General features: G+C 62.5%; 23 protein-coding genes. 1 reads left to right on the forward strand and 22 read right to left on the reverse strand.

Annotation, left to right across the window (positions count from 1 at the left end):
• Positions 1 to 163 precede the first annotated feature (163 nt).
• Positions 164 to 745: a GNAT family N-acetyltransferase gene (locus tag AC3A4H_RS17305; protein WP_487767875.1), complete on the forward strand. Its 582-nt coding sequence runs from the start codon at positions 164 to 166 to the stop codon at positions 743 to 745.
• Positions 746 to 827: 82 nt separating this feature from the next.
• On the opposite strand, the gene AC3A4H_RS17310 is transcribed toward AC3A4H_RS17305, so the two are convergent.
• The 22 genes from AC3A4H_RS17310 to AC3A4H_RS17415 form a co-directional block, all read right to left on the reverse strand.
• The gene (locus AC3A4H_RS17310) at positions 828 to 1,109 is read right to left on the reverse strand and encodes an SCP2 sterol-binding domain-containing protein (RefSeq protein WP_487767804.1); all 282 of its coding nucleotides are present in this window, start codon (positions 1,107 to 1,109) and stop codon (positions 828 to 830) included.
• 134 nt (positions 1,110 to 1,243) lie between these two features.
• Positions 1,244 to 1,756, reverse strand: coding sequence for a hypothetical protein (locus AC3A4H_RS17315; RefSeq protein ID WP_487767805.1), 513 nt, complete (start codon positions 1,754 to 1,756; stop codon positions 1,244 to 1,246).
• Positions 1,744 to 2,163, reverse strand: a complete 420-nt coding sequence (locus tag AC3A4H_RS17320; protein ID WP_487767806.1) for a hypothetical protein — start codon at positions 2,161 to 2,163, stop codon at positions 1,744 to 1,746. Before AC3A4H_RS17320 ends, AC3A4H_RS17315 begins: the two co-directional genes overlap by 13 nt.
• Positions 2,164 to 2,183: 20 nt before the next feature.
• Positions 2,184 to 2,714, reverse strand: a complete 531-nt coding sequence (locus tag AC3A4H_RS17325) for a rod-binding protein (RefSeq protein WP_348780929.1) — start codon at positions 2,712 to 2,714, stop codon at positions 2,184 to 2,186.
• Positions 2,715 to 2,802: 88 nt separating this feature from the next.
• On the reverse strand, positions 2,803 to 3,189 hold the full coding sequence (locus AC3A4H_RS17330; protein WP_487767807.1) for a hypothetical protein: 387 nt from the start codon (positions 3,187 to 3,189) through the stop codon (positions 2,803 to 2,805).
• 4 nt (positions 3,190 to 3,193) lie between these two features.
• The gene (gene fliR, locus AC3A4H_RS17335; protein ID WP_487767808.1) at positions 3,194 to 3,946 is read right to left on the reverse strand and encodes a flagellar biosynthetic protein FliR; all 753 of its coding nucleotides are present in this window, start codon (positions 3,944 to 3,946) and stop codon (positions 3,194 to 3,196) included.
• Complete coding sequence (flhA, locus tag AC3A4H_RS17340; RefSeq protein WP_487767876.1) at positions 3,943 to 6,036, reverse strand: flagellar biosynthesis protein FlhA; 2,094 nt, start codon at positions 6,034 to 6,036, stop codon at positions 3,943 to 3,945. The genes fliR and flhA overlap by 4 nt, the downstream gene beginning before the upstream one ends.
• Before the next feature lie 200 nt (positions 6,037 to 6,236).
• Positions 6,237 to 6,503: a flagellar biosynthesis protein FliQ gene (fliQ, locus tag AC3A4H_RS17345; RefSeq protein ID WP_348780932.1), complete on the reverse strand. Its 267-nt coding sequence runs from the start codon at positions 6,501 to 6,503 to the stop codon at positions 6,237 to 6,239.
• Positions 6,500 to 6,901, reverse strand: coding sequence for a flagellar hook assembly protein FlgD (gene flgD, locus AC3A4H_RS17350; RefSeq protein ID WP_487767877.1), 402 nt, complete (start codon positions 6,899 to 6,901; stop codon positions 6,500 to 6,502). The genes fliQ and flgD overlap by 4 nt, the downstream gene beginning before the upstream one ends.
• A gap of 5 nt (positions 6,902 to 6,906) precedes the next feature.
• Positions 6,907 to 7,350: a flagellar biosynthesis repressor FlbT gene (gene flbT / locus AC3A4H_RS17355; RefSeq protein WP_487767809.1), complete on the reverse strand. Its 444-nt coding sequence runs from the start codon at positions 7,348 to 7,350 to the stop codon at positions 6,907 to 6,909.
• The gene (flaF, locus tag AC3A4H_RS17360; protein WP_348780935.1) at positions 7,347 to 7,694 is read right to left on the reverse strand and encodes a flagellar biosynthesis regulator FlaF; all 348 of its coding nucleotides are present in this window, start codon (positions 7,692 to 7,694) and stop codon (positions 7,347 to 7,349) included. The genes flbT and flaF overlap by 4 nt, the downstream gene beginning before the upstream one ends.
• A gap of 11 nt (positions 7,695 to 7,705) precedes the next feature.
• The gene (locus AC3A4H_RS17365) at positions 7,706 to 8,752 is read right to left on the reverse strand and encodes a flagellar hook-associated family protein (RefSeq protein WP_348780936.1); all 1,047 of its coding nucleotides are present in this window, start codon (positions 8,750 to 8,752) and stop codon (positions 7,706 to 7,708) included.
• 4 nt (positions 8,753 to 8,756) lie between these two features.
• Positions 8,757 to 10,208 carry a flagellar hook-associated protein FlgK gene (flgK, locus tag AC3A4H_RS17370; RefSeq protein ID WP_487767810.1) on the reverse strand — a complete coding sequence of 484 codons (1,452 nt, stop codon included), beginning with the start codon at positions 10,206 to 10,208 and terminating at the stop codon, positions 8,757 to 8,759.
• A gap of 30 nt (positions 10,209 to 10,238) precedes the next feature.
• The gene (locus tag AC3A4H_RS17375; RefSeq protein WP_487767811.1) at positions 10,239 to 11,498 is read right to left on the reverse strand and encodes a flagellar hook protein FlgE; all 1,260 of its coding nucleotides are present in this window, start codon (positions 11,496 to 11,498) and stop codon (positions 10,239 to 10,241) included.
• A 102-nt stretch (positions 11,499 to 11,600) separates the two neighbouring features.
• Entirely contained in the window at positions 11,601 to 12,269 is a 669-nt protein-coding gene (locus AC3A4H_RS17380; protein WP_348780939.1) for a response regulator transcription factor, read from the reverse strand.
• Between the two features lie 217 nt (positions 12,270 to 12,486).
• On the reverse strand, positions 12,487 to 13,050 hold the full coding sequence (locus AC3A4H_RS17385; RefSeq protein WP_487767812.1) for a lytic transglycosylase domain-containing protein: 564 nt from the start codon (positions 13,048 to 13,050) through the stop codon (positions 12,487 to 12,489).
• Complete coding sequence (locus AC3A4H_RS17390) at positions 13,013 to 14,368, reverse strand: flagellar hook-length control protein FliK (RefSeq protein WP_487767813.1); 1,356 nt, start codon at positions 14,366 to 14,368, stop codon at positions 13,013 to 13,015. The genes AC3A4H_RS17385 and AC3A4H_RS17390 overlap by 38 nt, the downstream gene beginning before the upstream one ends.
• Complete coding sequence (locus tag AC3A4H_RS17395; RefSeq protein ID WP_487767814.1) at positions 14,365 to 15,666, reverse strand: chemotaxis protein MotC; 1,302 nt, start codon at positions 15,664 to 15,666, stop codon at positions 14,365 to 14,367. The genes AC3A4H_RS17390 and AC3A4H_RS17395 overlap by 4 nt, the downstream gene beginning before the upstream one ends.
• On the reverse strand, positions 15,663 to 16,901 hold the full coding sequence (locus AC3A4H_RS17400; protein ID WP_487767815.1) for a MotB family protein: 1,239 nt from the start codon (positions 16,899 to 16,901) through the stop codon (positions 15,663 to 15,665). The genes AC3A4H_RS17395 and AC3A4H_RS17400 overlap by 4 nt, the downstream gene beginning before the upstream one ends.
• Positions 16,898 to 17,530, reverse strand: coding sequence for a hypothetical protein (locus AC3A4H_RS17405; RefSeq protein WP_487767816.1), 633 nt, complete (start codon positions 17,528 to 17,530; stop codon positions 16,898 to 16,900). Before AC3A4H_RS17405 ends, AC3A4H_RS17400 begins: the two co-directional genes overlap by 4 nt.
• Positions 17,530 to 19,167, reverse strand: a complete 1,638-nt coding sequence (gene fliF, locus AC3A4H_RS17410) for a flagellar basal-body MS-ring/collar protein FliF (RefSeq protein WP_487767817.1) — start codon at positions 19,165 to 19,167, stop codon at positions 17,530 to 17,532. Before fliF ends, AC3A4H_RS17405 begins: the two co-directional genes overlap by 1 nt.
• A 130-nt stretch (positions 19,168 to 19,297) precedes the next feature.
• Positions 19,298 to 20,074 (reverse strand): flagellin N-terminal helical domain-containing protein, encoded by a 777-nt coding sequence (locus AC3A4H_RS17415; RefSeq protein ID WP_487767818.1) that lies wholly within the window; start codon positions 20,072 to 20,074, stop codon positions 19,298 to 19,300.
• Positions 20,075 to 20,101 lie beyond the last annotated feature (27 nt).

Genomic DNA, 20,101 nt, shown 5'->3' on the forward strand with positions numbered 1-20,101 from the left:
CCAGATCATCCTGCCCGCCGGCGTCGTTTTTGTTGGCGCATGGCCCCGAAGCCGAAGCGGCTTCGTGGCCATGCGCGTGCCGGCGGAGGGTTCGCTCGTGGAAAAACTCCGCTTGTGAAGGATCGCGGAAATGGAACAGATCGTTGAGAAATTTGGCGCGGCCATGCCGCTGCTGATCTCCCCCACAAGGGGGGAGATTGGCAGTTGCGCGGCCTTCACCATAACCGCCGAAACCCCGTCCGACATCGGCGCGCGCGAGGCGCTGCTCGACCGCGCCATGGGCGTGCTGCGGCGCCGCAAGTCTTCGGAAAAGCTGCGCCGTGGCCGCCTGCCTTCGGCGGGGCTGGCCTTCGTTGCGCGCGATCCGGCCGGAGCAGTGGTCGGCACCGTGCGGCTCTGGGATGTGGCGTCGGGGGAGGGCGGGTGCGACGCGCTGCTGCTCGGTCCGCTTGCCGTAGAACCGTCGCTTATGGGAGCCGGCATCGGCTCTGCCCTTATGCGTCATGCAATTGCCGAAGCGGGCGGGCTCGGCCACCGGGCAATCCTGCTGGTGGGCGACGCGCCTTATTATGCACGCTTCGGCTTCTCGGCCGACAAGACCGGCGCGCTTGCGATGCCGGGGCCCTATGAGCGGCATCGCCTTCTGGCGCTGGAGCTTGCCGAGGGGGCGCTGGATGGCGCCGCCGGCGTGCTGAAGGCCGCCGGCCGCCGGCTGAAGCCGTCGCGGACAACGCTGGTGGCGTGAAGGAATCCCGCGCCGACACCACAGCGCGAAAAGCCCGGCGCAACATCAAGCGCCGGGCTTTTGCTAGCTAAATACGTTGCGATCAGATGATCTGGCTGAGCGCCATGGCAACGGACATGTCGCCTTCCACCGAGAGCTTCCCGGTCATGAATGCTGTCGTCGGGCTCAGATCGCCGCTGATCATCGACTCCAGATCGTCGAGGCTGAGCTTGATCGTGCAGTCGGTGGGCGCGTCGGTGGTCGAGATGGTGGATCCGTCGATCACGATCACGCCGTCGGCGCCCGTGTCGAATTTCACCGAACGTCCGAAGCCGGAGCTCTCGACGCGGTCCCTGATCTTTTCGACAACAGCTTGAACGCTCATCACAGTGCTCCCTTGTCCCTGAGGTGCGCGGCTTTGAAGCCTGCGCGACGATGCCGGCCTCCGTTTGGAGGCTGAGGTGAACATCGTATAGCCTCCTGTTGACGTAAACGTCAACTTGGGGGCTTTGGCTCGCCTCACTCGGTGGCGGGCGCCGGCCGCAGGAGTTCGCGACGGCGGTTGCTCCTGTCGCGCGTCTCATCCCGAGGCAGGAAATCGATCTGCTCGATGATGACCTCGTCGATCATCTTCTCGCCCACTCGGGCATTGATGCTGTCGCGCACCCCGTGCCTGAATGCATCGAGATCGAAATTTTCCCGCTTCGAGAAGTCGATCTGCGGATTGGCGTAGAGATAGGTGTAGACCTCGTCGACGATCAGCGATTGGGCAGGGATCGTGAGCTTCTTCAACTCCTTGGGATCGGCCGTGTAGACGAGCCGAGCCAGGAAATAGCCATCGATGCTGGCCTTGTTGAAGACCGGAACGGAGATCACGTCGGTCTTGATATAGTCCAGGCCGCCAAGCAGCGGCGGCAGGGCATTCGGGTCTGCTGTATTGGCGCTGGAAAACTGGAACGAAAGGAACACCGCCCCGAGCGTAGCGATGCAGATCCAGACCGCCGCGCCGGCGAATTTTATCAGCGGGCCCACCCGAACTCACCTTCCGAGTAGGTGCCGTCGGCTTCGGCGCGCTTGATGACATCCTGCATGAGCTTTGCCACTTCGCTCACGGCGCTCATATGCGCGCGGATGACGGATTCGTTTACCGCCAGCCTTTCGCGCAGCTGCTCCAGGCCTTCCCGGTGCTCGGCCACGATCTCGGGCTCGTCCACGCCCTTGGTGGCGCGGGTCAACTCGTAAAGATACCGGCTCTTGCGCGCGCTGGAGGCGCGGATATCGAACACGCCGCCTGCGCGGATCGCTGCAGTCTCTTCTTCCAGGGCATCCGAGATGCGACCGATTATGGCCGACAAGTTGCCGAGCAGGGCAGTAGGTGCGGCAGTAGGCGTCGAAGATGGCACCGGCAAATTCTCGGCAATCGGATTCTCATCCATCATGATGGTCTGTCCCGTAATTTTTAAAGCTTGGTCTTGGCGGCGACCGCGGCTTCATCGCCGACCAAGTCGCGCACCATCTTGCGCTGCAAATCCTGAACCAGCGCCGTCGAAAGGCTGGTCTGTTCGTCGGTTTCCGCCTTTCCAGGCCCTCCGGAGACCGGCCCGACAGCAACCTTCCGTTCCCCTTCCATATAGTGGCCGCCGAGAACGCGATCGGCGATCCCGATACCACCCCGCTCGGCCATGACGTTTGCCAGCCGCTCGGCCATCATCGACTTCCACATGTCGCCGGCTACGCCCTTGCCGTAGACGTTCTCGGCGTCCTTCGGCAGCATGTTCTGGACGAAGGTCTGCAAGACCATCGCTTCGAAGCGCTTGAAGGCATCCGGCGACGTGGTTTCCGTGGCTGCCCGTGCAAAGCTGGCATGCCCTTCTGTCTCGCCCACCGAAAACGCCGCCACTGCACTGCCGCCCGCAGCGTTGGCGCGCTTCGCCAGCTCGGCGCGCGCCGCCTCGATGCCCGACGGCTCGACTGCACGTGCAACGTCCAAGACAATGTCGCTCGGGGGAGAGATCGCCAAGAAAAGCTGTCCTTTCAATTTCGTGGCTGGATCATGGCCCAATAAGCTTGTGGCAACCTTACCGGTCCTCGGAAGCCTTGCGCTCCACCATCTCCAGCCTCTCGCGGTCGGCCGTCAGCCGTTCCTCCCACTGGAGAGCATCGCGATAGGCCCGCTCGACCATGTTGGTGCGGGCGGTCGCGGTTGCTACCTTTGCGGCCTCGTCCCTGGCCAGTTGCTGCTGTTCCAACTGGCGCATTCGAGCCTTGTCGATGCGCTGATGGTAGATTTCCGGAAATATGCCGGATAGCGAATCCTCGGCGTCGAACCGCACCGTCAGTTCAGTCGCCTCGTTCTGTGCCGCCAGCGCTTCAGCGATGAACCCGGCATGGCGTGTCTCATGCATCGCCTTCAATTGCGACTGGACCTTCACGAGCTTTCGCAGTCGTTCCATGCGCGAGGTCATCGGCTCATCTCCCGATCGTGGTTGAGAGGAAGCCATCCGCAAAGAGGGTGAGCAGGGTACCGACCCCGAAGTAGAAAATGATCAGGCCGCCGGCGATGACGAAGGGCATCGAGATGAAGTAGATCGGGATCTGCGGCACCAGCTTATTGACGAAGCCTATGGTCAGGTTGACCAGAACTGCATATGCGACGAAGGGGCTGCCCAGTCGCAACACGAGAAGAAAGCTCTCTGAAAGCGTGTCGGTCACGTCGACCAGCGCGGCACGCGGATTGAAGAACGCGTCGAGGGGGGCGACGTCGTAGGACGTCACCAGAGCCTTGATGATCTCGTGGTGAAAGTCGAAGACAAACAGCAGCATCAGGGCTGAAAACGAGATGATCGTTGCCAGCGCCGCCTGCGGCTCGGCCTCTTCGACGGCCGTTCCCCCCATGCCGCCATAGCCGACCAGCATCGCCATGGCCGAACCGATGAAGTGCAGCGCCATGACATAGAGGCGCGCCAATCCACCGATGACGCCGCCTATCAACAGCTCTGAAACGATCATGGGCGCCAGCACCTGCGGGCGCTTGTCTACGAAAGGGACGATGTGGTCCCACAGGTGGACAAGCAGGGCGCCGGTGGCGGCCATCGCCACGAACAGCCTGATCTGGATGGGTACGCGAACGCTCGAAAGTCCGGGCATGAACAGGAAGCACCCGCCGATGCGACAGAAGGCCAGGAAGGCCGCAAGTACGACGGTTTCGGGTGCGACGGTCACGAAATGGTTCCGAGCACCCGAATTTCGACGCCCTTGGCGATCTCGACATGCGAAAGGACGGGCAGGGTCGAGAACAGCCGCTCGATGATCATGCGCACATAGGGGCGGGAATCCGGCGCCGTGACGATGACGAAGCGCTCGCCCGCTTCCATGTGTTTGCGAATGACGTTGCTGGCTTCCTGGCCGAATTCCTCGAGCTGGCGCGGATCGATGTCGAACTCGCGAACCTCGCCCTTGGCGTCGCGCTTGAGGCTCTGGTGGAAGGCAAGGTCCCAGCGGTTGCCCAGGCGAAGCACCTTGAGCACGCCGCCCTCGCTGAGATCGCCGCAGATCTGCTGGGCCATGCGCACGCGCACATGTTCCACGATCTGCTCCGTGCGGCGTACATGAGGCGCGATCTCGGCGATAGCCTCGATGATGAGGTGCAGGTTGCGGATGGAAACGCGCTCGGCCAGCAGCAGCTTCAGCACCGCCTGCAGGCCCGGATAGGAGATATGCGAGGTGCAGATCTCGTCGGCCAGCTTGCGGTATTCGGGGTCTTGACGCTCCAGCAGCGCCTTCATGTCCTTGTAGGAGAGAAGCTGCGGCAGGTTGTTGCGGATCACCTCGCTGAGGTGGGTGAGCAGCACCGACATGTTGTCGGCAAAGGTGAACTGCTCGCGCTTCAGGTCTTCGATGAACATGTCCGGCACCGAGAAGGCGCGCATGCCGAAGGCGGGTTCGCGCACTTCTTCGCCCGGGATGTCGGGGATCTCGCGCTGGCCCAGCAGAACCATGACCTCGCCCACGCGCATCTGGTGCTCTGCCACGACGGTGCCGTGGATCTTGATCTGGTAGCTCTTGCTTGGGATGCTGAGATCGTCGGTCAGGCGCACCTCGGGCACGACGAAACCATATTGCTGGGCGAACTTCTTGCGCATCTTGCCCATGCGGAAGGCCAGTTCCTGATGCGAGAGAAGCAGTTTGGTGGAGAGCTGCTTGCCGATGAGCAGTTCGATCTCAGCGGTCTTCAGCGAAGCCTTCACCGAGTTTCGCTCCTCCTCCGCCTTCTTCTCCTGCTCTTCCTTTTCAGCAGCCTTGACCTCGGCGGCGCGCTGCTCCTGGCGGCGAGGAACGATATAGCCAAGCGCAGCCATGGCCCCGGCCAGGGCAACAAAGGGCAGCATTGGCAGCCCGGGCATAAGCCCCAACACCACCAGAAGCAACGCGGCGACGTAGAGCGCGCGCGGGTGTGCGCCGAGCTGCCCGAACACCGCCTGGTTGGCCGAGCCGCGCGTGCCGCCCTTCGAAACGAGGAGACCGGCCGCGAGCGAGACGATCAGCGCCGGAATCTGGGTGACCAGACCATCGCCCACCGACAGTTTCACAAAGATGTCCGAGGCTTTGCCGATGTCCATGCCGTGGCGGAAATAGCCGATGGCGATGCCGCCGACGATGTTGATCGCCGTGATGATCAGGCCGGCGATAGCGTCGCCACGCACGAATTTCGAAGCACCGTCCATCGAGCCGAAGAAGGAGCTTTCCTCCTCCAGTTCGCGGCGACGCAGCTGCGCCGTCTTGTCATCGATCACGCCGGCGGAAAGGTCGGCGTCGATCGACATCTGCTTGCCGGGAATGGCGTCCAGCGTGAAGCGCGCCCCCACCTCGGCGATACGGGTCGCGCCCTTGGTGATGACGATAAAGTTCACGATGACCAGGATCAGGAAGACGATCAAGCCGATCGCAAAATCGCCGCTCATGACGAGCTGGGAGAAGCCGCTGATGACATAGCCGGCGGCATGGGTGCCGACATTGCCTTCCGACAGAATCATGCGCGTCGTGGCGATGTTCAGCGACAGGCGCAGCATCGTGGCGATGAGCAGGATGGTCGGAAAGGAGGAGAAGTCCAGCGGCCGCTGGATCCACAGCGCCACCATCAGGATCAACACCGAGAGCGCGATGGAGAAGGCAAGGCCGACGTCGATCAGGAACGCCGGTATCGGAAGAAACAGCACCGCCAGGATGACGACAATGCCCAAGGCGAAGAAAACGTCGCGGCCACTCCTGGAGGCGGTTCCGGTCGGCAATGTTTCTGCGAGGGCCACGTGCATCTCCATACGTCATCCTGCGTGCGTTAGACGTGCACACCGGCTATCGGCAGCCTAGCGAGCCAAGCTTGCGCGAACATGGGAGAAGAGGGCGGGCGCAAATTGCGCCGATCAGGACACCGGGGAAGGGGAGGGCGGCTACGGCTCGATGCTATGCCCTTGCCTTAGCTGAACCAGGCCTGTGACGCGCCCCGGCCGGGTCTTCAGAAGCCGTTCTCGATGCGCTGGAAAATCACATTGGTGAAGGAGGAGATCTGCGCACCGATGAAGGGTGCAGTGAACGCCACCACCAGCATGATGGCGACGATCTTCGGAACGAAGGTAAGCGTGATTTCTTGGATTTGTGTCAGCGCCTGGATCAGTGCAATTCCAACGCCGACGATCATGGCTGCTGCGACGGCCGGACCGGCCGCCGTAAGCACGGTCCAGATCGCAAACTGGACGATATCGAGGGCATCGGCCTCGTTCACGCTTCGCTCGACTTGACGCTGACGCCAGGGCCCACGACGATTTCGCCGCCATCCTTGAGAACTGCGATGATGCCGTCCGAGAACAGGCGGACTTCGGCAACCTCACCGCTCACCTTGCCGTCGGCGGAGGTGATGACCCGGCCGATCAGTGCATCGGCCTGGGACAATGTCTGCGATTGCAGAAGCTGGTCGAGCCTGTTGTTGATCTGGACCGACTGCTCAACCTGCGAAAACGACGCCAGCTGAGCGACATACTGGGTCGAATCCATGGGGTTGGTCGGATCCTGGTTCCTCATCTCGGCCACCAGCAGGCGCAGGAACGACTGGTAGTCCACCGCCGTCTTGGACGTCGGGATTGCAGCTTGGCTAGTTGCCGAGGTGGTTGCTCCGATGGTCATGCTCATCAGTATCGTTCTCCTACGGCCGCGGCCTGTGGTTGCGGTGTCGCGCTGTGGTTGGGGGCAAGCGCCTTTTCTTCAAGGCGATAAAGCGAACGCAGCGCCTTCAGCGCATCATAGACGCGGTCCTCGCCAACCATGCGGTCGATCTGCTTAAGCGTTGTCCGCACCTCCTCGTCTTCGAAACCCTCCAGGAGCCTGGGCAAGGACTGGCGAAACAATTCATAGGCCTGTGCGGCGCCCGCGGGCTCCATCAACATGATCTGGATCATGAAATAGAGCTGTCGCAGCGGGGTCGTGGCCTGCTCGGGCTGAAGCACATGGCTTTCCAGCAGGAACTGCACGTCGTTCAGCAATTCAAGCGTGACTTTGCGGTCAACCTTGATAACCGCGCCGTTGATGTAGATCTTCTCGTTCGGCTTGAGCGAGATTTTCAATGCAGTCTTCATTGAATGCCGTCGCGGATAATCTGCGAAACCTCGATCAGACCATCGAAATTGTCGGAGCGGCCCTGGCGCACCTCTTCAGCCTCGCGCAGCAGCCACAGCCCAATCGAAATGAGATTCGCGCGCAGTTCCTTCGGAAGCGCATTGTCCGGGCTGCCGAGGTCCTCGATGAAGGTCGTCCACAAGCGATTGGTGAACCGCAGTGCTTCGATTGCCTGCATCGTATTTGCGCCAGCTTCGCGCGCAGCCGTCAGCAAGTCGATCGAGCGGCTGAGAAGCTGCTTCTCGCGATCCTTGGCGTCTGCGGCGGAGTCGGCCTGGACGTCTGCGTAGGAGAATTGGTACATCGTGTTCCCGATCAGCTCAGGTATCGCAGCAGGCTGAGCTGCTGGATACGCGCGGTAATCGCGTAGGCGGTCTCGATATGAGATAGCAGATCGGAAACCCGTGCCGCGGCCTCGTAGGGGTCCACGCCCTCGGTCGCCAGAATGTGCTTCTGGATCAGGGTACTTTGCTGCTCCAGTCGGTCGCTCGCATCGGCGACGCGCTTTTCGGCGATGCCGACCTCACTGCGCTGCTTGACAAGGTCGCTGATCGCCTCTCCGACCAGTGCAAATGAACGCTCAACAAGGGCTTTGCTCGCGGCAGTATTGAGGTTCCCCGTCATTAGCTCGTTCATCAGCGTCGCCGCCATGGCAAGCTTGCGCGGGGCAGCCCCATTAGCGCTGACAGAGGTCTCGGTGGTGTCGTTAAGGGAAATGCGACTGACGATGACCTGGTCCGAAGCGTTGGACCAGTTTTGCCAGCCTGCTCCCAAAAACTGAGGTTCGACGATATTGGTCAGAAAGTCGTCCATGTCGGCTGCCGTTATTGAACTGGCGGCCGGGTCGCTCGCGGTAAAGCCGAAGCGGTTGAAGAAGGCATCATCGAAGGCAATCTTGCCGTTCGTGGCAGGATCCTGCAAATCGTTGAGCGGCCTCACGTCGGTGTTGATCCCGGCGAACAGATATTCGCCGTCCATGCTGGTATTGAACATGGCGTCAAGGCTGGCCAGCACGTGCTTCGCGCCGTTGGTGACCACGTGAGGCATGGCGTTGCCGGAGATAACGGTGGCAAGCAGCGAAAGGAAATTCTGCGCCGTATCCGAGACCTGGCTCAGCGCGATCTGCGTAGATGACAGTCGCGCAGCGGCCCGGGTGTTGGAATCTACTATTCCGTTGATGCGTTCCAGTTCGCGGTTGAAGGTTACGGACTGCGAGCTGCGAGCTCCGAGCGCCTGGCCCTTGTCGGCGAAGAAGCCGGTTGTCTGCTCCTTCTGTGCCTTCGCCAGAGCTGCCTGCGTTTTCATCAGCGAATAGCGCATCGCTTCTGAAACGGCTGAGGATGAGACGAAGCTAGCTTTCATCGGATTACCTCACTGCGGCCAGCAGGGCTGCCAGCATTTCATCCACGGCCTTTATGAGGCGCGCGGATGCTTGGTAGGAGTGCTCGAGATCGAGCAGCATGGACATTTCCATGTCGACATTCACGCCGGTCATGTTGGAAAGCGCTTCGGCGCTGCGTACCGCAAGAGCTTCCTTCGTCTCTGCCGCGCGCGAGGCTTCCTGCCGAAGACCCTGGAACCAGCCGATGGAATTCGCCGAATAGGCAGCGACACTTGCCTTGTCACCGATTCCGGCGGCCGGATCGAAGCTGACCGGCTCGTCCAGCCGTTGGCTGTAGGCGATAATCAACTCTGCGTAGGAAGAGCCGCCGGGATTATGAATGTAGTTGGCACCGTTGGCCCCGCCGTCGCGCAAATACTCCGGATGGGTCACAAAGTCGGGATTGAGTGAGATCGCGCTTGCCAGTCCATGGACCAGACCGGTCAGCGGCATGCCCGGTGCCGGCGGCGGGGTAGTGAACAAACCGGCCATCGGATCGCCGGGGGGCGGGGCAGACGGGTTGGTCTCGGCGAACGCATTGATCAGCCCGCGCGCAATCTCGTCAAGCTGGCTTTGCATGGTCACGGCCACGCTGTCGCGCAACTGGACAAGAGCGGCGAGCTTTCCGCCGGCGCCAACACTGCCGCCCGAGCCGATCGGCACGGGTACGCCGTCGATATAGATCTTGTTGCCAGCTTCACCGGCCGGATAGGCGGGCGAAGCCTCGAAAGCGATGCTGCGCGGGATCGTTTCGAAAACCGTCGTACCGTCGCTGGTCATGATGACCATGTCATTGTCGCTGCGGGTGATGGTCGAGATCGGCAGAAAGTCGGAGATCTGCTTCAGCAACCCGTCGCGTCTGTCGAGTTCGTCATTGACGTCGCGCCCGGCGCGCGTGCCCGCGACGATCCGATTGTTGGCATCCTTGAACTGCGCCAACAGGTTGTTGAGATCGTCGACTGCGTAGGCGATTTCCTGGTCGGTTTCGGCGCGGAATGCCTGAATTGAACTCGCGCCGTCATTGAGGCTGCGCACGACCTCGCGCGCGGCATTGATGGCATTGTCCGCCAGTGTCCGGTTCGACGGCGCGGCCGAATATATCTGCAGAGCTTTCTGCAGCTCCGTGATCGAGGCCGCCGGAGACATCGCGTTTTCGACGCCGTTCACCCGCAGGTTCAGGTGGTCGAGGCCGATATACAGTGTGGCCTGCCCGCTGTAGGCGGACACCGCAGAGAGGTTTTGGCGGAACAGCTGTTCGTTGGTCGCGCGCTGGATCACCACCACACGCGCACCGGGGGCCGAACTTGAGAGCACCGCAGTGCGCCGCGCGTAGTCGCCGTTGTTCTGCTCCATGACGTTGCGCGAGACGACGTTTGTTTGACGGCCCGTATTGAGGAGCGACGACTGCGCGATGCTGAGTGCGGAGGATAATGACATACTTTATTCCTGTTCGGCTTTCGCGCCGGACTACCTTTTCAGGTTGACCAGAATGTCCATAAGGTCTGCGCCTGTCTGGAACACTTTCGAATTGGCGGTGTAGCTGCGCTGCGACTCGATCATGTCGGTCAGCTCTTGAGCTATGTCGACGTTGGAATTCTCCAGCGCGCCGGCCACTATCTTGCCCCGGCCGCTGTCGTTGGCCCATCCCATCTGGACGGTGCCTGAGCCTGCCGTGGTGGCAAACACGTTGCCGGGCAGAACCTGAAGCAGATCCGGGCTTGCCACATCGGCAACCGGGATGCGGAACAGTGCCTTCACCGCGCCATTCTCGTAGCGGGCGTAGACGACGCCGTCCTCGGAGATTTCCACGCCATCAATGCCGCTCGGTGCGGCGCCGTCGTTCTTTGCATCGATGACGGTGTAGCTCTTGTCGAGCTGCGTCATCTTGGAGAGGTCGATGGTGAGCGACTGCCCCCCCGGCACGGTGAGCGTAATGTCCGTGGCGCTTGCGGGATCCAGCTTGCCGTTCGTTGGGTCGAAGGTCAGCGTCTGAACCTGCAACGCAGCCGCCCCGTATGGGAAGGAGGTGTCCGGCGCCGCGTCAGCCTGGTTATAGATCGCAACCTCCCAGGTGGTGGGGCCCGTCTTGGTGTAGTAGACGTCGAGGATAACCTCTCCACCGAGATTATTGTAGGCCACGAGGGACGACTTCGCGGTGTAGCTTGCGGTGGCCGCATTCAGCGAAGGCAGATCGCCGGCGGCAACCGGCGTTGCGCCCGCCGGAAGGTTGGCGGTGAAGACACCATTCTTGGACGGCACCGCCACCAGCTCGTTCTGCGCGATGGTGACCGGCACCAGGCCGCCAAAGCCGTTGGCCACCGCGGCCGGGTCGCCGTTTGCGAAACTGTAGCCCATCAACTGGAAGCCGGCGGCGTTGATCAGGCGCCCCTGGGCGTCCGGCACGAATGAGCCGGCGCGCGTAAGCACCGGCGCGCCGCCGGGGCTTTGGACCACAAAGAAGCCGGAGCCGTTGATGGCCAAGTCGCTTCCCGACGTCGTGTATCGAAGGTCGCCTTGCTGGCTGATAGCGGTGCGTATCGTGGTAGTGACGCCGCCGGAGGTATAGTTTCCGGTCACGGTCGGGATGATGAGAGACGAAAACTCCGCGCTCGAGCGCTTGTAGCCGGTAGTGCTGGAATTGGCGATGTTGTCGGCCACGGCGCCAAGGCGATTAGCCTGCGCGTTCATGCCGGAAACGCCGGTTCGCATCATTCCATACAAGCTCATCGAAACGTCTCCTGATTTTCCGACCTCGGTTGGAGAGGCTATAGGCGCTGTCTTGCGCGAAGCTGGCGATTTGCTCTCGGCCGCGCCGTAGCGCGGCGCGGTTCAGACTATCAGCCGGTAACCGAGGAAACGCTTGGAATCGATCGGGTCGAAACCCAGCTTCTCGCGCAGTTTCTTGCGCAGCTTGCTGATGTGGCTTTCCACGACGTTCTCTTCGACTTCTTCGTCAAAGATTCCGTAGATCGCGTTGAACACCTGGGTCTTGGTAACGCGCCGGCCGCTATTGCTGGCCAGATATTCGAGAATGCGGCGCTCACGACGCGGCAGAGGCATGGGCTCGCCGTCGATTTCCGGGTCCCGGCCATCCAGGAATATCCGCATCGGCCCGATCTGGGTGAAACTCGGGTCTTCCTGGGCACGGCGGCGGATCGCGTTGATGCGCGCCAGAATCTCGCGAATATGAACCGGCTTGTGAACCACGTCATCGACGCCGGATTCAAACAGCTTGAGGGTGTTTTCGAGCGAATGGTGCTCGCTCAGCGCAATAACAGGCGCACTGCTCCGGTCGCGGATCTTGCGAGGCGCAAACATATCGTCGCCGCAATCTCCGATCAGAAATGCCCGTACGGATTTGAGATCCGATTCGGCTGCGCTTTCGACCCACTCTCCGAATTCGCCCGAGCGGAAGCCGGCGCTAGCCACGCCCTCCCGGTTGAACATTGAGTGATATCCATTTTTGACGAGCTCTCGCTCGTCCACGATCACGATCATCGGCCGCCCCCGAATCATATGAATTGCCCTTACGGGGAAGTGGTAGACCCTGGCGGGAGTCCTGAAAAACCATCAATTCTTGTGGCTGGTTTCTTGGGTGTTGGGAATCGCATGGGTTGCACCGCAATTTCCCGGCGGAGCGCGCGATAGCTGCCGGGGTCAGCAAAACAGGGCGTTTGCGATTCAATCCTGCCGGAAAATGCAGGCAAGAATGCTACTATGGCGAGCAAAAGGACCGCGCGTTGCTGGTCCATTTGCCGAAACCGGTGGCCACCATGTTGGCGATGACGCGACACACGTAGCGTTTTTGAGCCGGGTCGTTGTCGGGCCCTGCATGATATCGTGCGACCGCCATCGACCATGTGCTGTGCCGTGCGCGCAATTGCGCCAGGAAGCGCGCGGCGTAATCGACGTTGCGGTGCGGGTCGAGCATCTCGTCCACGCTTCGGAAATGCTGGCCGTGATAGTGGTGATTGATCTGCATGCAGCCGAGATCGATCAGTTTCGCGCCATCTCTGCGCGCGGCGTTGAAAGCCGTGAGGGCATCCGACCTTGACTTCGGAAAGACGGCTTTGCCCTCGATGTTCATCGCGTTGGGCTGGAGGCTGCCCTTGCGGCCGGTTTCCGTAAGGCCGACGGCATAAAGTATGCCGACGGGCACGCCGTAGCGATCCGCGGCGCGCAGGATCTCTGGCTCGCAGGGATTGCCGGCGGCGGCTGCCGCCGGCGACGATGCCGCCACGCTAGATATAAAGACCGTCGCTAGCAGGGTTCGAAGCATTGGACGCGGCATTGCTGGGCCCTGTGGCCCCATCGCTGGTGTTGGATGCGGAAGCCTGCTTGCCAGAGCCGCCGCCATTGCCGCCTGACTGGGCGGAGGTGGAAGATTGCTGATCGCGCGCCGCAAAGCCCGCGGCCGCGTTGTTGTCGTCGGCGCGCCCTTGCGATGCCGACGAGGCCTGGGGCTGCTGGATGGTGACCTTGTCGATGTCGAGCCCCATGGCGCGCAGCGACTTGACTATGTTTTCGCTGTCCGCGGTCAGGCGACGATAGGCCTCGCCGTTCTCGACCCGCAATTCGACCGTGAGCTGCTCGCCGGTGAGGCGCAGATTGGCGGTGACCATGCCAAGCTCGGCAGGATGAAGCTGAAGCTTCAGCGTATGCGCGGATGCAAGGCCGGAGGCCGCGGCCAGGGGCTGGAAGGCTTGCGTGGCTGCGGCGCGCCATGTGGGTTCGGTCGCAATCAGATTGGACAGCGCTGAAGCCGTGGAAGTGCTCGGCTGGGCCACCGGGGCCGGGATGTTCTGTTGGGCAACCACCGTGGGGCGCTCGCTACGCTGATCCATCCGCCGGCCGAAGCCCTCGGCCCCAGTCCGCCCTTGGCCACTGCTCGCCGCCAGCGTCTTGAGGAAGTCGCGATTGGACGAACCGAGCGCGGGGTCGGTGGCGGTGTCAGCCGGCTGATTGCCGGGCGCCAAAGACAAGGCAACGGGAGCCGTCCCGCCCGGCATCTTGCCAAGGGAAGCCTCGGAACGCTGCCCGGCCGGGATCGTCGGCTTGTCGAGGACAAAGAGTTCTCGTGACAGCGCGGCCGCTGCGCTACCTGGCATCTTGAGCTGGGCTTCAGCGGCGCGGGAGGAATGCTCCCTCCCTTCGGGCATTTCAATGGCTGCTCTGGCTGCACGGTGCTCGGCCATCGTGGCTGCGGATCCGTGGGAGGCCGCAGCCTTCGCGCCAGCCTCCCGCCCGCCGGAGCGCTCTGCCAGATCGCGCGCGGCCATCATTGCGGACAGGGAGGCTCCCGCGTCCTTTATGACATTCGCACCATCAATGGTCGCCTCGATGTCCGCCTTTTCTTCGGGGCCATTGGCGTGACCTTCCCGGTGAGGTGCTTTCGCGCCTATTCGTGAGCCACGCGACCACCGTTCCCCCTCTTGCCGGGAGACGCTGGCGGTTTCCTTTTGTCGCTCCTTGCCGTGTTTCGGGGCATCGAGTTCCGCCCCGAAATCGGCTTTGTCGTCGTGGGTTCTCGTGCCCATCCCGTCCGGTTTGACCGAAGCGGTCGCCGCAACTCCACCAGGGTTGACGCCTATGGTCATTGAACGCCTCCCAACATTTTATCGATCTCGTCAAGTTTCTTGCGCGTCGAAGCGACGACCTCGTCAGTCGGTTCTGACGGAACCGCGTTGTCTGCTTGTTGCTCTGGCACCTGAGGTTCAACGCTTTCGGGCTGGGCGGTTTGCGGTTGTTCCCCGGTTGTCTCTTCAGCCTCGATTATGATCAGTTCATCAGCCTCGTCTGCCTGAGCCTCAGCGCCGGGCTGATCGGCAGGCGCCCCCTCATTCAGCGTCGGGGGGCGGGCGGTGAGCTTGGTGGCGACGGAGGCGACAGCGTCGTAGAGCTCCCGATCGCTTTGCGACAACTTGCTGCGATCGATGCGGCTCAGCTTTGCGTTGATCTCTTCGGAGGTGCCGGCGGAGATCGAGGCCAGGCTGGAATAGAGCAGGGCGCGCGGATCATCGCTCTTGCCCACCAGCTTGCCTTCCTGCTCGACCTTGGCCGAAGCGAAGGCAGAAAGTTCCTTGAGGCCGTCGATGCCGGCACGCCGGGCGATCCGAAGATAGATCACACGCTCCTGCTCGGCCTCCATCATGGATGTGATGGCCTCGACCGTCGCAGTGTCCAGCGAGTCGTGCAACGCAATGACCCCGGACACGAAGGAATCGGCAAACTGGCTGGCATAAGGCGAGCGCAAATAGCGCTCCACATACTGGATCGAGGAGAGGGTGAAGCGGTGGGCATCCCCAAGCGTGGCAGTCAGGTCGACAGAGCGGCGCAGAGCGCCTTCTTCGATAAGGCTGCCTGGAGCAAGCAGGCGTGCCTGATCGAACAGGGTCAGCGCTTCCTGCGGCTCGTCTACGGCAATTACAGATCCCTTCACCAGCGCCACGAAGGCGCCGAGGTCGGGCGGCAGGGCGATTGGATCGACCTGCGCAAGGGCGGCGCGTGCCTCCAGGGCTTCGCCGTTCAGATAGCTGGACACCCCCTTGCCGATATCTCCGGTGCTCGTATCCAGTTCAAGCCGCGACAGAACGGTTCTTATCGTCGCCGGGTTTCCGCCGCTCATCGCATAAACCAGCAGGGCGCGCAGGTTGCGCGGATCGGAAAAATCCTCCTTGCTGCCCGAATTCAGCCTGCGGTCGATGATCTCCAGCAGCTTGCGCTGCATGGGCATGATGGCGTGCTCGCCCGCGGCGATGCGGTCCTGCACGATCTGCAGGGAACGGACCATCTGGAACGGCTGCAGCCTGCTTGTGCCATCCTCTGCCCGGCCGGGCAGAGTGGCTGTCAGCAGCGCAAGGCCGACAAGACCGCCTAGCCGCGCCGCCAGTCTCATTCACCGGTCTCCAGCAAGATTTCGATCCGGCGGTTGACTGCCGCAAGCGGCGTGCTCTCGTCCTTCAGCTTGCGGTCGGCGAAGCCCGCCACCTCCCTGACGCGGCTTTCATCCAGTCCGCCGCGTACCAGCATGTAATAGGCCGAATGCGCACGGGCGGTGGAGAGACGCCAGTTGTCGTATTTCTCGCCCTTGAACGGCCGCGCGTCGGTGTGGCCGCTGATGATGATCTTGCCCTTCTGCTCGCTCAGGGCCTTGCCGATCTTCTCCATCGCCATCACCAGTTCGCGGCGCGGAACGGCCGAGCCGATCTCGAACATGCCGAAATCGAACTGGTCGGTGATGGAGATGGTCACGCCGCCTTCGGTAGCCATAACAGAGATACCGTCGAGCAGCTTGTCTCCCGGCTGGAAGGCGGCATTGAGTTCGCGCGAGAGCGCCTGGGCGGCCTGCATCGCGGCTGCCGACGGGCCCTCATCCTTCTTCGCCGGCTCGGCTTCGGTCGCCTCGGCCTTGACCTCGAGCTGGGGTTCGTTCTCGGCCTTTGTCAGTTCCTGAAGCGGCGAAACGTCTTCGGCCGGCTTGAATTCGGCGGCCTGTTGGCTGGTTTCGCCGGCTGCCCGCTCAGCACTCGCCTCGGCAAGCGGCGTAGCAACCTGCTGCGACCAGAAGTCCGGGGCGAATGGGTCGCGATAGGATTCGCCACCCGAAGCGCCGGTAGCCGGGCCTGCCTCTTGCGCGCCGCCGTCGCCCTTGTCGCTGACGTTCTGGCGGACGCCGGAGTTTGCCGCAATCTCGGCCAGCACGGCATAGGGGTCCGCAAACAAGTGCTCGTCGGAGTGCTGCGTCGCATCCAGCGAGGCTGCAGAATTCTCCTGCGTCGACGGGCCGGAATTGCCGACGCCATCGATGCCGCCCTGACCTTCTGTCGGCTGCGGGGATTCGGCTGTTCGGCCGACAGCATTGAGGCCGTCCCCTTCTTCCTCGATACCTTTGCCGCCCGAGGTCCTGTCGATCAGCTTGACCGGGTTGAAATAGTTGGCAACCGCCGCCTTGGTATGCTCGTCGGCCGCATTGATCAGCCACATGACGAGGAAAAAGCACATCATCGCCGTCATGAAGTCGGCGAAGGCGATTTTCCAGACGCCGCCGTGATGGCCCTCTTCGTCTTCGCCGTAGTTGCGGCGGACGATGATGATCTGATGCTTGACGTCGCCGATATCCACTGTGTTCACGACAGAATCTCCGACATCGCGGTGGACCATTCCGAAATGCGCGTTTCGAAGATGTCCTCGTCAATTGCCACTGTAAGGTCGAAACCGGGCTCCTCGACGTGATCGAGGCTGGCGGCCAGTTCAGGCACGGCGGCGCTGAGCGCCTCGAACAGCGCCTGCGGCCCCTTTACCTGTATTCGGCTGGCTCCCGCCGTGGCGGCCCGGATCGAACGAGCCAGGCTCTCGATGGATCGCCTTTGCATATCCTCGTTCAGCATGTTTCCGAGGATGCGGGCCGTTGCGGTGGTGGCGAGCTCTGCGACACGTTCTTCCAGTTCTGCCATCCGGGCAGCGATGGCGATTGCCGCCTCTTCGCCAAGCCGTCGCGTCAAAGCTTCCATCTCGGCGGCGTGCTGTTCGCGTTCTGCTGCCAGCGCGGAGGCGTGCTCCTCACCCAGCCGTTCGCTCAACTCGGCTTCGGCGCGCGCTACCTCCTCAGCTATCAGCTCGGACATGTCGGGCGCGCCTTGCGCCTGGGCGATTTCGTCTTCCGGCGTTTCGAAGAATGAGCGCATGGGCGCGGCATCGCCCGCGCGGGGCGGGCGTTTGCCGAAGTCCTGGAGGATATCGAAAAGGGCGATTGCAGACATCAGCCGGCGGCTTCCTGATGCGCCCACTTGCGCAGGATGAGCGCGGTGCGTTCCTCATTCAGGTCGACCATACGGGCGAGGCGTTCCTGCGGCGCGGGCTTGAGCTTGCGGCGAAGTTCATCCAGCGGGCTGTTGCGCGGGGGCAGCGGCAGTGCGCCGCTGTCGCCGGTTTCGTCGAAGGCGAAGTCGGGTGTCGGCAGCGTGCGCTGGATGTCCTCGAAGCTCGGAGCCGGCAGTTCCTCGGACTGGTTGAGGCTCGCCATCATCGGACGCAGGCCGAAATAAGCGACGAGGAATGCGACGATGACGAAGGCGGCCGCGTTGATGATCGTGCCCAGATGCTGGCTGAGCGTGTCCAGCATGCCGGGCTGGGCGATCTGCACGCCGTCGAGGCCGTCGATGAACTCGACGGAAGAGACGTTGATGATGTCGCCGCGGGCCTGGTCGAGGCCGGTGGCGGAAGCGACGACCTTCTCGATCTCGGCGACGCGGGCGGTGATCATTTCGGGCGTGGCACCCTCACCGAGGATCTCGGCCAGCCGCTGCTGGTTGACCACGACGGCGATCGACATTTTCGTCACCGTGTAGCCATTGCTGACGGTTGCGATGCGCTTGGAGTTGATCTCGTAGTTGGTGGTCTCTTCCTTGCGCTCGCTCTGTTCAGACGATTGCGGACCTTCCACGGTGCCGAGGTTCGCTTCCGGCAGGTTCTGCTCCACCGTGGCCGGCGCAGCCGCGTCGCGACGGTTGGCGTTCTCGTTGGAGCGAACGACCTGCACCGAGCGCTCGACGCGGGATTCGGGGTCGAAGATCGTCTCTTCGGTCTGCTTGGAATCGGTGTTCACATCGGCTTTGACGCTGGCCCGGAAATTGTCGGGCCCGAGATAAGGCGTCAGCGCGCGGCGGATGTTCTCCTCGATCTGCATCTCGACAGTGCGCTCGACGCCGAGCGAACGGCTGGCGCTGGAGTTGATCGGGTCGTCGCCGGCGGCAAGCAGCGTGCCGGCGGAATCGAGCACGGTCACCTTCTCGGCGCTGAGGCCGGGCACGGCGGCGGAGACGAGGTGGCGGATCGACATGGCGCTCTTGACCGCGTCTATGCCGCCGGATGCGCGGATAACCACCGAGGCGGAAGGCGGCTGCTCCTCGCGGCGGAAATTGGCGCGCTCGGGCATCACGATGTGGACGCGTGCGGCGCGAATGCCGTTGATCGACTGGATGGTGCGCGCGATCTCGCCTTCCAGCGCCCGCACGCGGGTGATCTGCTGCATGAAGGAGGTGAGGCCCAGCGAGCCGACATTGTCGAACAGTTCGTAGCCGGCATTGGTGGAGGTCGGCAGGCCTTTTTCAGCCAGCAGCATGCGGGCGTCCGCAGTCTTGCCCACCGGTACCAGAACCGAGGTGCCGTCCGAGCCGACGTCGAAGCCAATGCCCGCTTCGCTGAGCGCCAGGCCCATCTGCGTGACGTCGGAGCGCTCGAGGCCGACATAGAGCGTCTCGTATGCCGGGCGGTTCAGATAGAAGGCGCCGATGCCGATGACGGCGAGCACCAGTGCCGCCACGCCTGCCATGATGCCCAGCCGGCGCGGGCCGAAACTCTGCAGGTTCTCAATGATGGTCTGAAGCTGTTGCGGCACGGTTCGACGGCTCCTGCATGACTGTCCGCCGGAACAGTAGAGGTCGAAGCTTGTGCGAAAATGAAATCGGGCCGCGCTTCCGAGGAAGCGCGGCCCTTGGCTGTCCGTCAGGTAATGACGGAAACCGGTCTTAGCGGAACAGCGACAGGATCGACTGCGCGCTCTGGTTGGCGATCGACAGTGCCTGGATGCCGAGCTGCTGCTGAACCTGCAGAGCCGAGAGGCGAGCCGATTCGGCGTTCATGTCGGCGTCGACCAGTGCGCCAACGCCGCGATCGACAGCGTCCATCAGCTTCGAGGTGAAGTCGAGCTGCGAGTCGATGCGGATCTTGGCAGCGCCCATGTCGGCGGCAGCTTCGCGCATCTCCTTGAGCGTCGCCTCGGCAGTCGCGAGATCGGCGAAATCAGCTGCTTCGAGGTCGTAGGCGACTACGTCGATCTGGTCGACGGCACCCGAATCCTTGACGTAGCCGGCGACGACAACCAGGTCGGCACCACCGGTCTTCAGCAGGTTCTGGCCCTCGAAGTCGGCCGACTTGGCGATCTGTCCGATCTGGTCCGTGAGCGCGGTGATTTCCTTCTGGACAGTAGTGTCGTCGATGCCGTCCTGCTCCATGGAAGCGAGCTTGGCCACAATCTTCTCGCCGAGCTTGATGGCTTCTTCGAGGCCGGTATAGGCCACGTCGACAACCGCCGAGCCGAAGCCGAGCGATTCCTTGACCGACTGGTTGACGGCGTTCTGCGACTTCATGCCGGTCGCGATCGACCAGTAAGCGGCGTTGTCCGAAGCGGTCGAAACGCGCTGGCCGGTGGAAATGCGGTTCTGGGTGACGGCGAGGTTCTTGTTGGTGCTCGACAGCGTCTGCAGAGCGGTCATTGCGGACGCATTGGTGAGAAGGCTGGTCATGTGTATTGCCCCGTTATGTAAGGATTT

The organism is Pseudaminobacter sp. Soil_N_29, assembly GCF_057656055.1.

Coding starts and splice junctions, on each gene's coding strand:
- AC3A4H_RS17305 (WP_487767875.1), top strand. CDS start 164: ATGCCGCTGCTGATCTCCCCCACAAGGGGGGAGATTGGCAGTTGCGCG.
- AC3A4H_RS17310 (WP_487767804.1), bottom strand. CDS start 1,109: ATGAGCGTTCAAGCTGTTGTCGAAAAGATCAGGGACCGCGTCGAGAGC.
- AC3A4H_RS17320 (WP_487767806.1), bottom strand. CDS start 2,163: ATGATGGATGAGAATCCGATTGCCGAGAATTTGCCGGTGCCATCTTCG.
- AC3A4H_RS17330 (WP_487767807.1), bottom strand. CDS start 3,189: ATGACCTCGCGCATGGAACGACTGCGAAAGCTCGTGAAGGTCCAGTCG.
- flhA (WP_487767876.1), bottom strand. CDS start 6,036: ATGCACGTGGCCCTCGCAGAAACATTGCCGACCGGAACCGCCTCCAGG.
- flgD (WP_487767877.1), bottom strand. CDS start 6,901: ATGACCATCGGAGCAACCACCTCGGCAACTAGCCAAGCTGCAATCCCG.
- flbT (WP_487767809.1), bottom strand. CDS start 7,350: ATGAAGACTGCATTGAAAATCTCGCTCAAGCCGAACGAGAAGATCTAC.
- flaF (WP_348780935.1), bottom strand. CDS start 7,694: ATGTACCAATTCTCCTACGCAGACGTCCAGGCCGACTCCGCCGCAGAC.
- AC3A4H_RS17365 (WP_348780936.1), bottom strand. CDS start 8,752: ATGAAAGCTAGCTTCGTCTCATCCTCAGCCGTTTCAGAAGCGATGCGC.
- flgK (WP_487767810.1), bottom strand. CDS start 10,208: ATGTCATTATCCTCCGCACTCAGCATCGCGCAGTCGTCGCTCCTCAAT.
- AC3A4H_RS17375 (WP_487767811.1), bottom strand. CDS start 11,498: ATGAGCTTGTATGGAATGATGCGAACCGGCGTTTCCGGCATGAACGCG.
- AC3A4H_RS17380 (WP_348780939.1), bottom strand. CDS start 12,269: ATGATCGTGATCGTGGACGAGCGAGAGCTCGTCAAAAATGGATATCAC.
- AC3A4H_RS17385 (WP_487767812.1), bottom strand. CDS start 13,050: ATGCTTCGAACCCTGCTAGCGACGGTCTTTATATCTAGCGTGGCGGCA.
- AC3A4H_RS17390 (WP_487767813.1), bottom strand. CDS start 14,368: ATGACCATAGGCGTCAACCCTGGTGGAGTTGCGGCGACCGCTTCGGTC.
- AC3A4H_RS17395 (WP_487767814.1), bottom strand. CDS start 15,666: ATGAGACTGGCGGCGCGGCTAGGCGGTCTTGTCGGCCTTGCGCTGCTG.
- AC3A4H_RS17405 (WP_487767816.1), bottom strand. CDS start 17,530: ATGTCTGCAATCGCCCTTTTCGATATCCTCCAGGACTTCGGCAAACGC.
- AC3A4H_RS17415 (WP_487767818.1), bottom strand. CDS start 20,074: ATGACCAGCCTTCTCACCAATGCGTCCGCAATGACCGCTCTGCAGACG.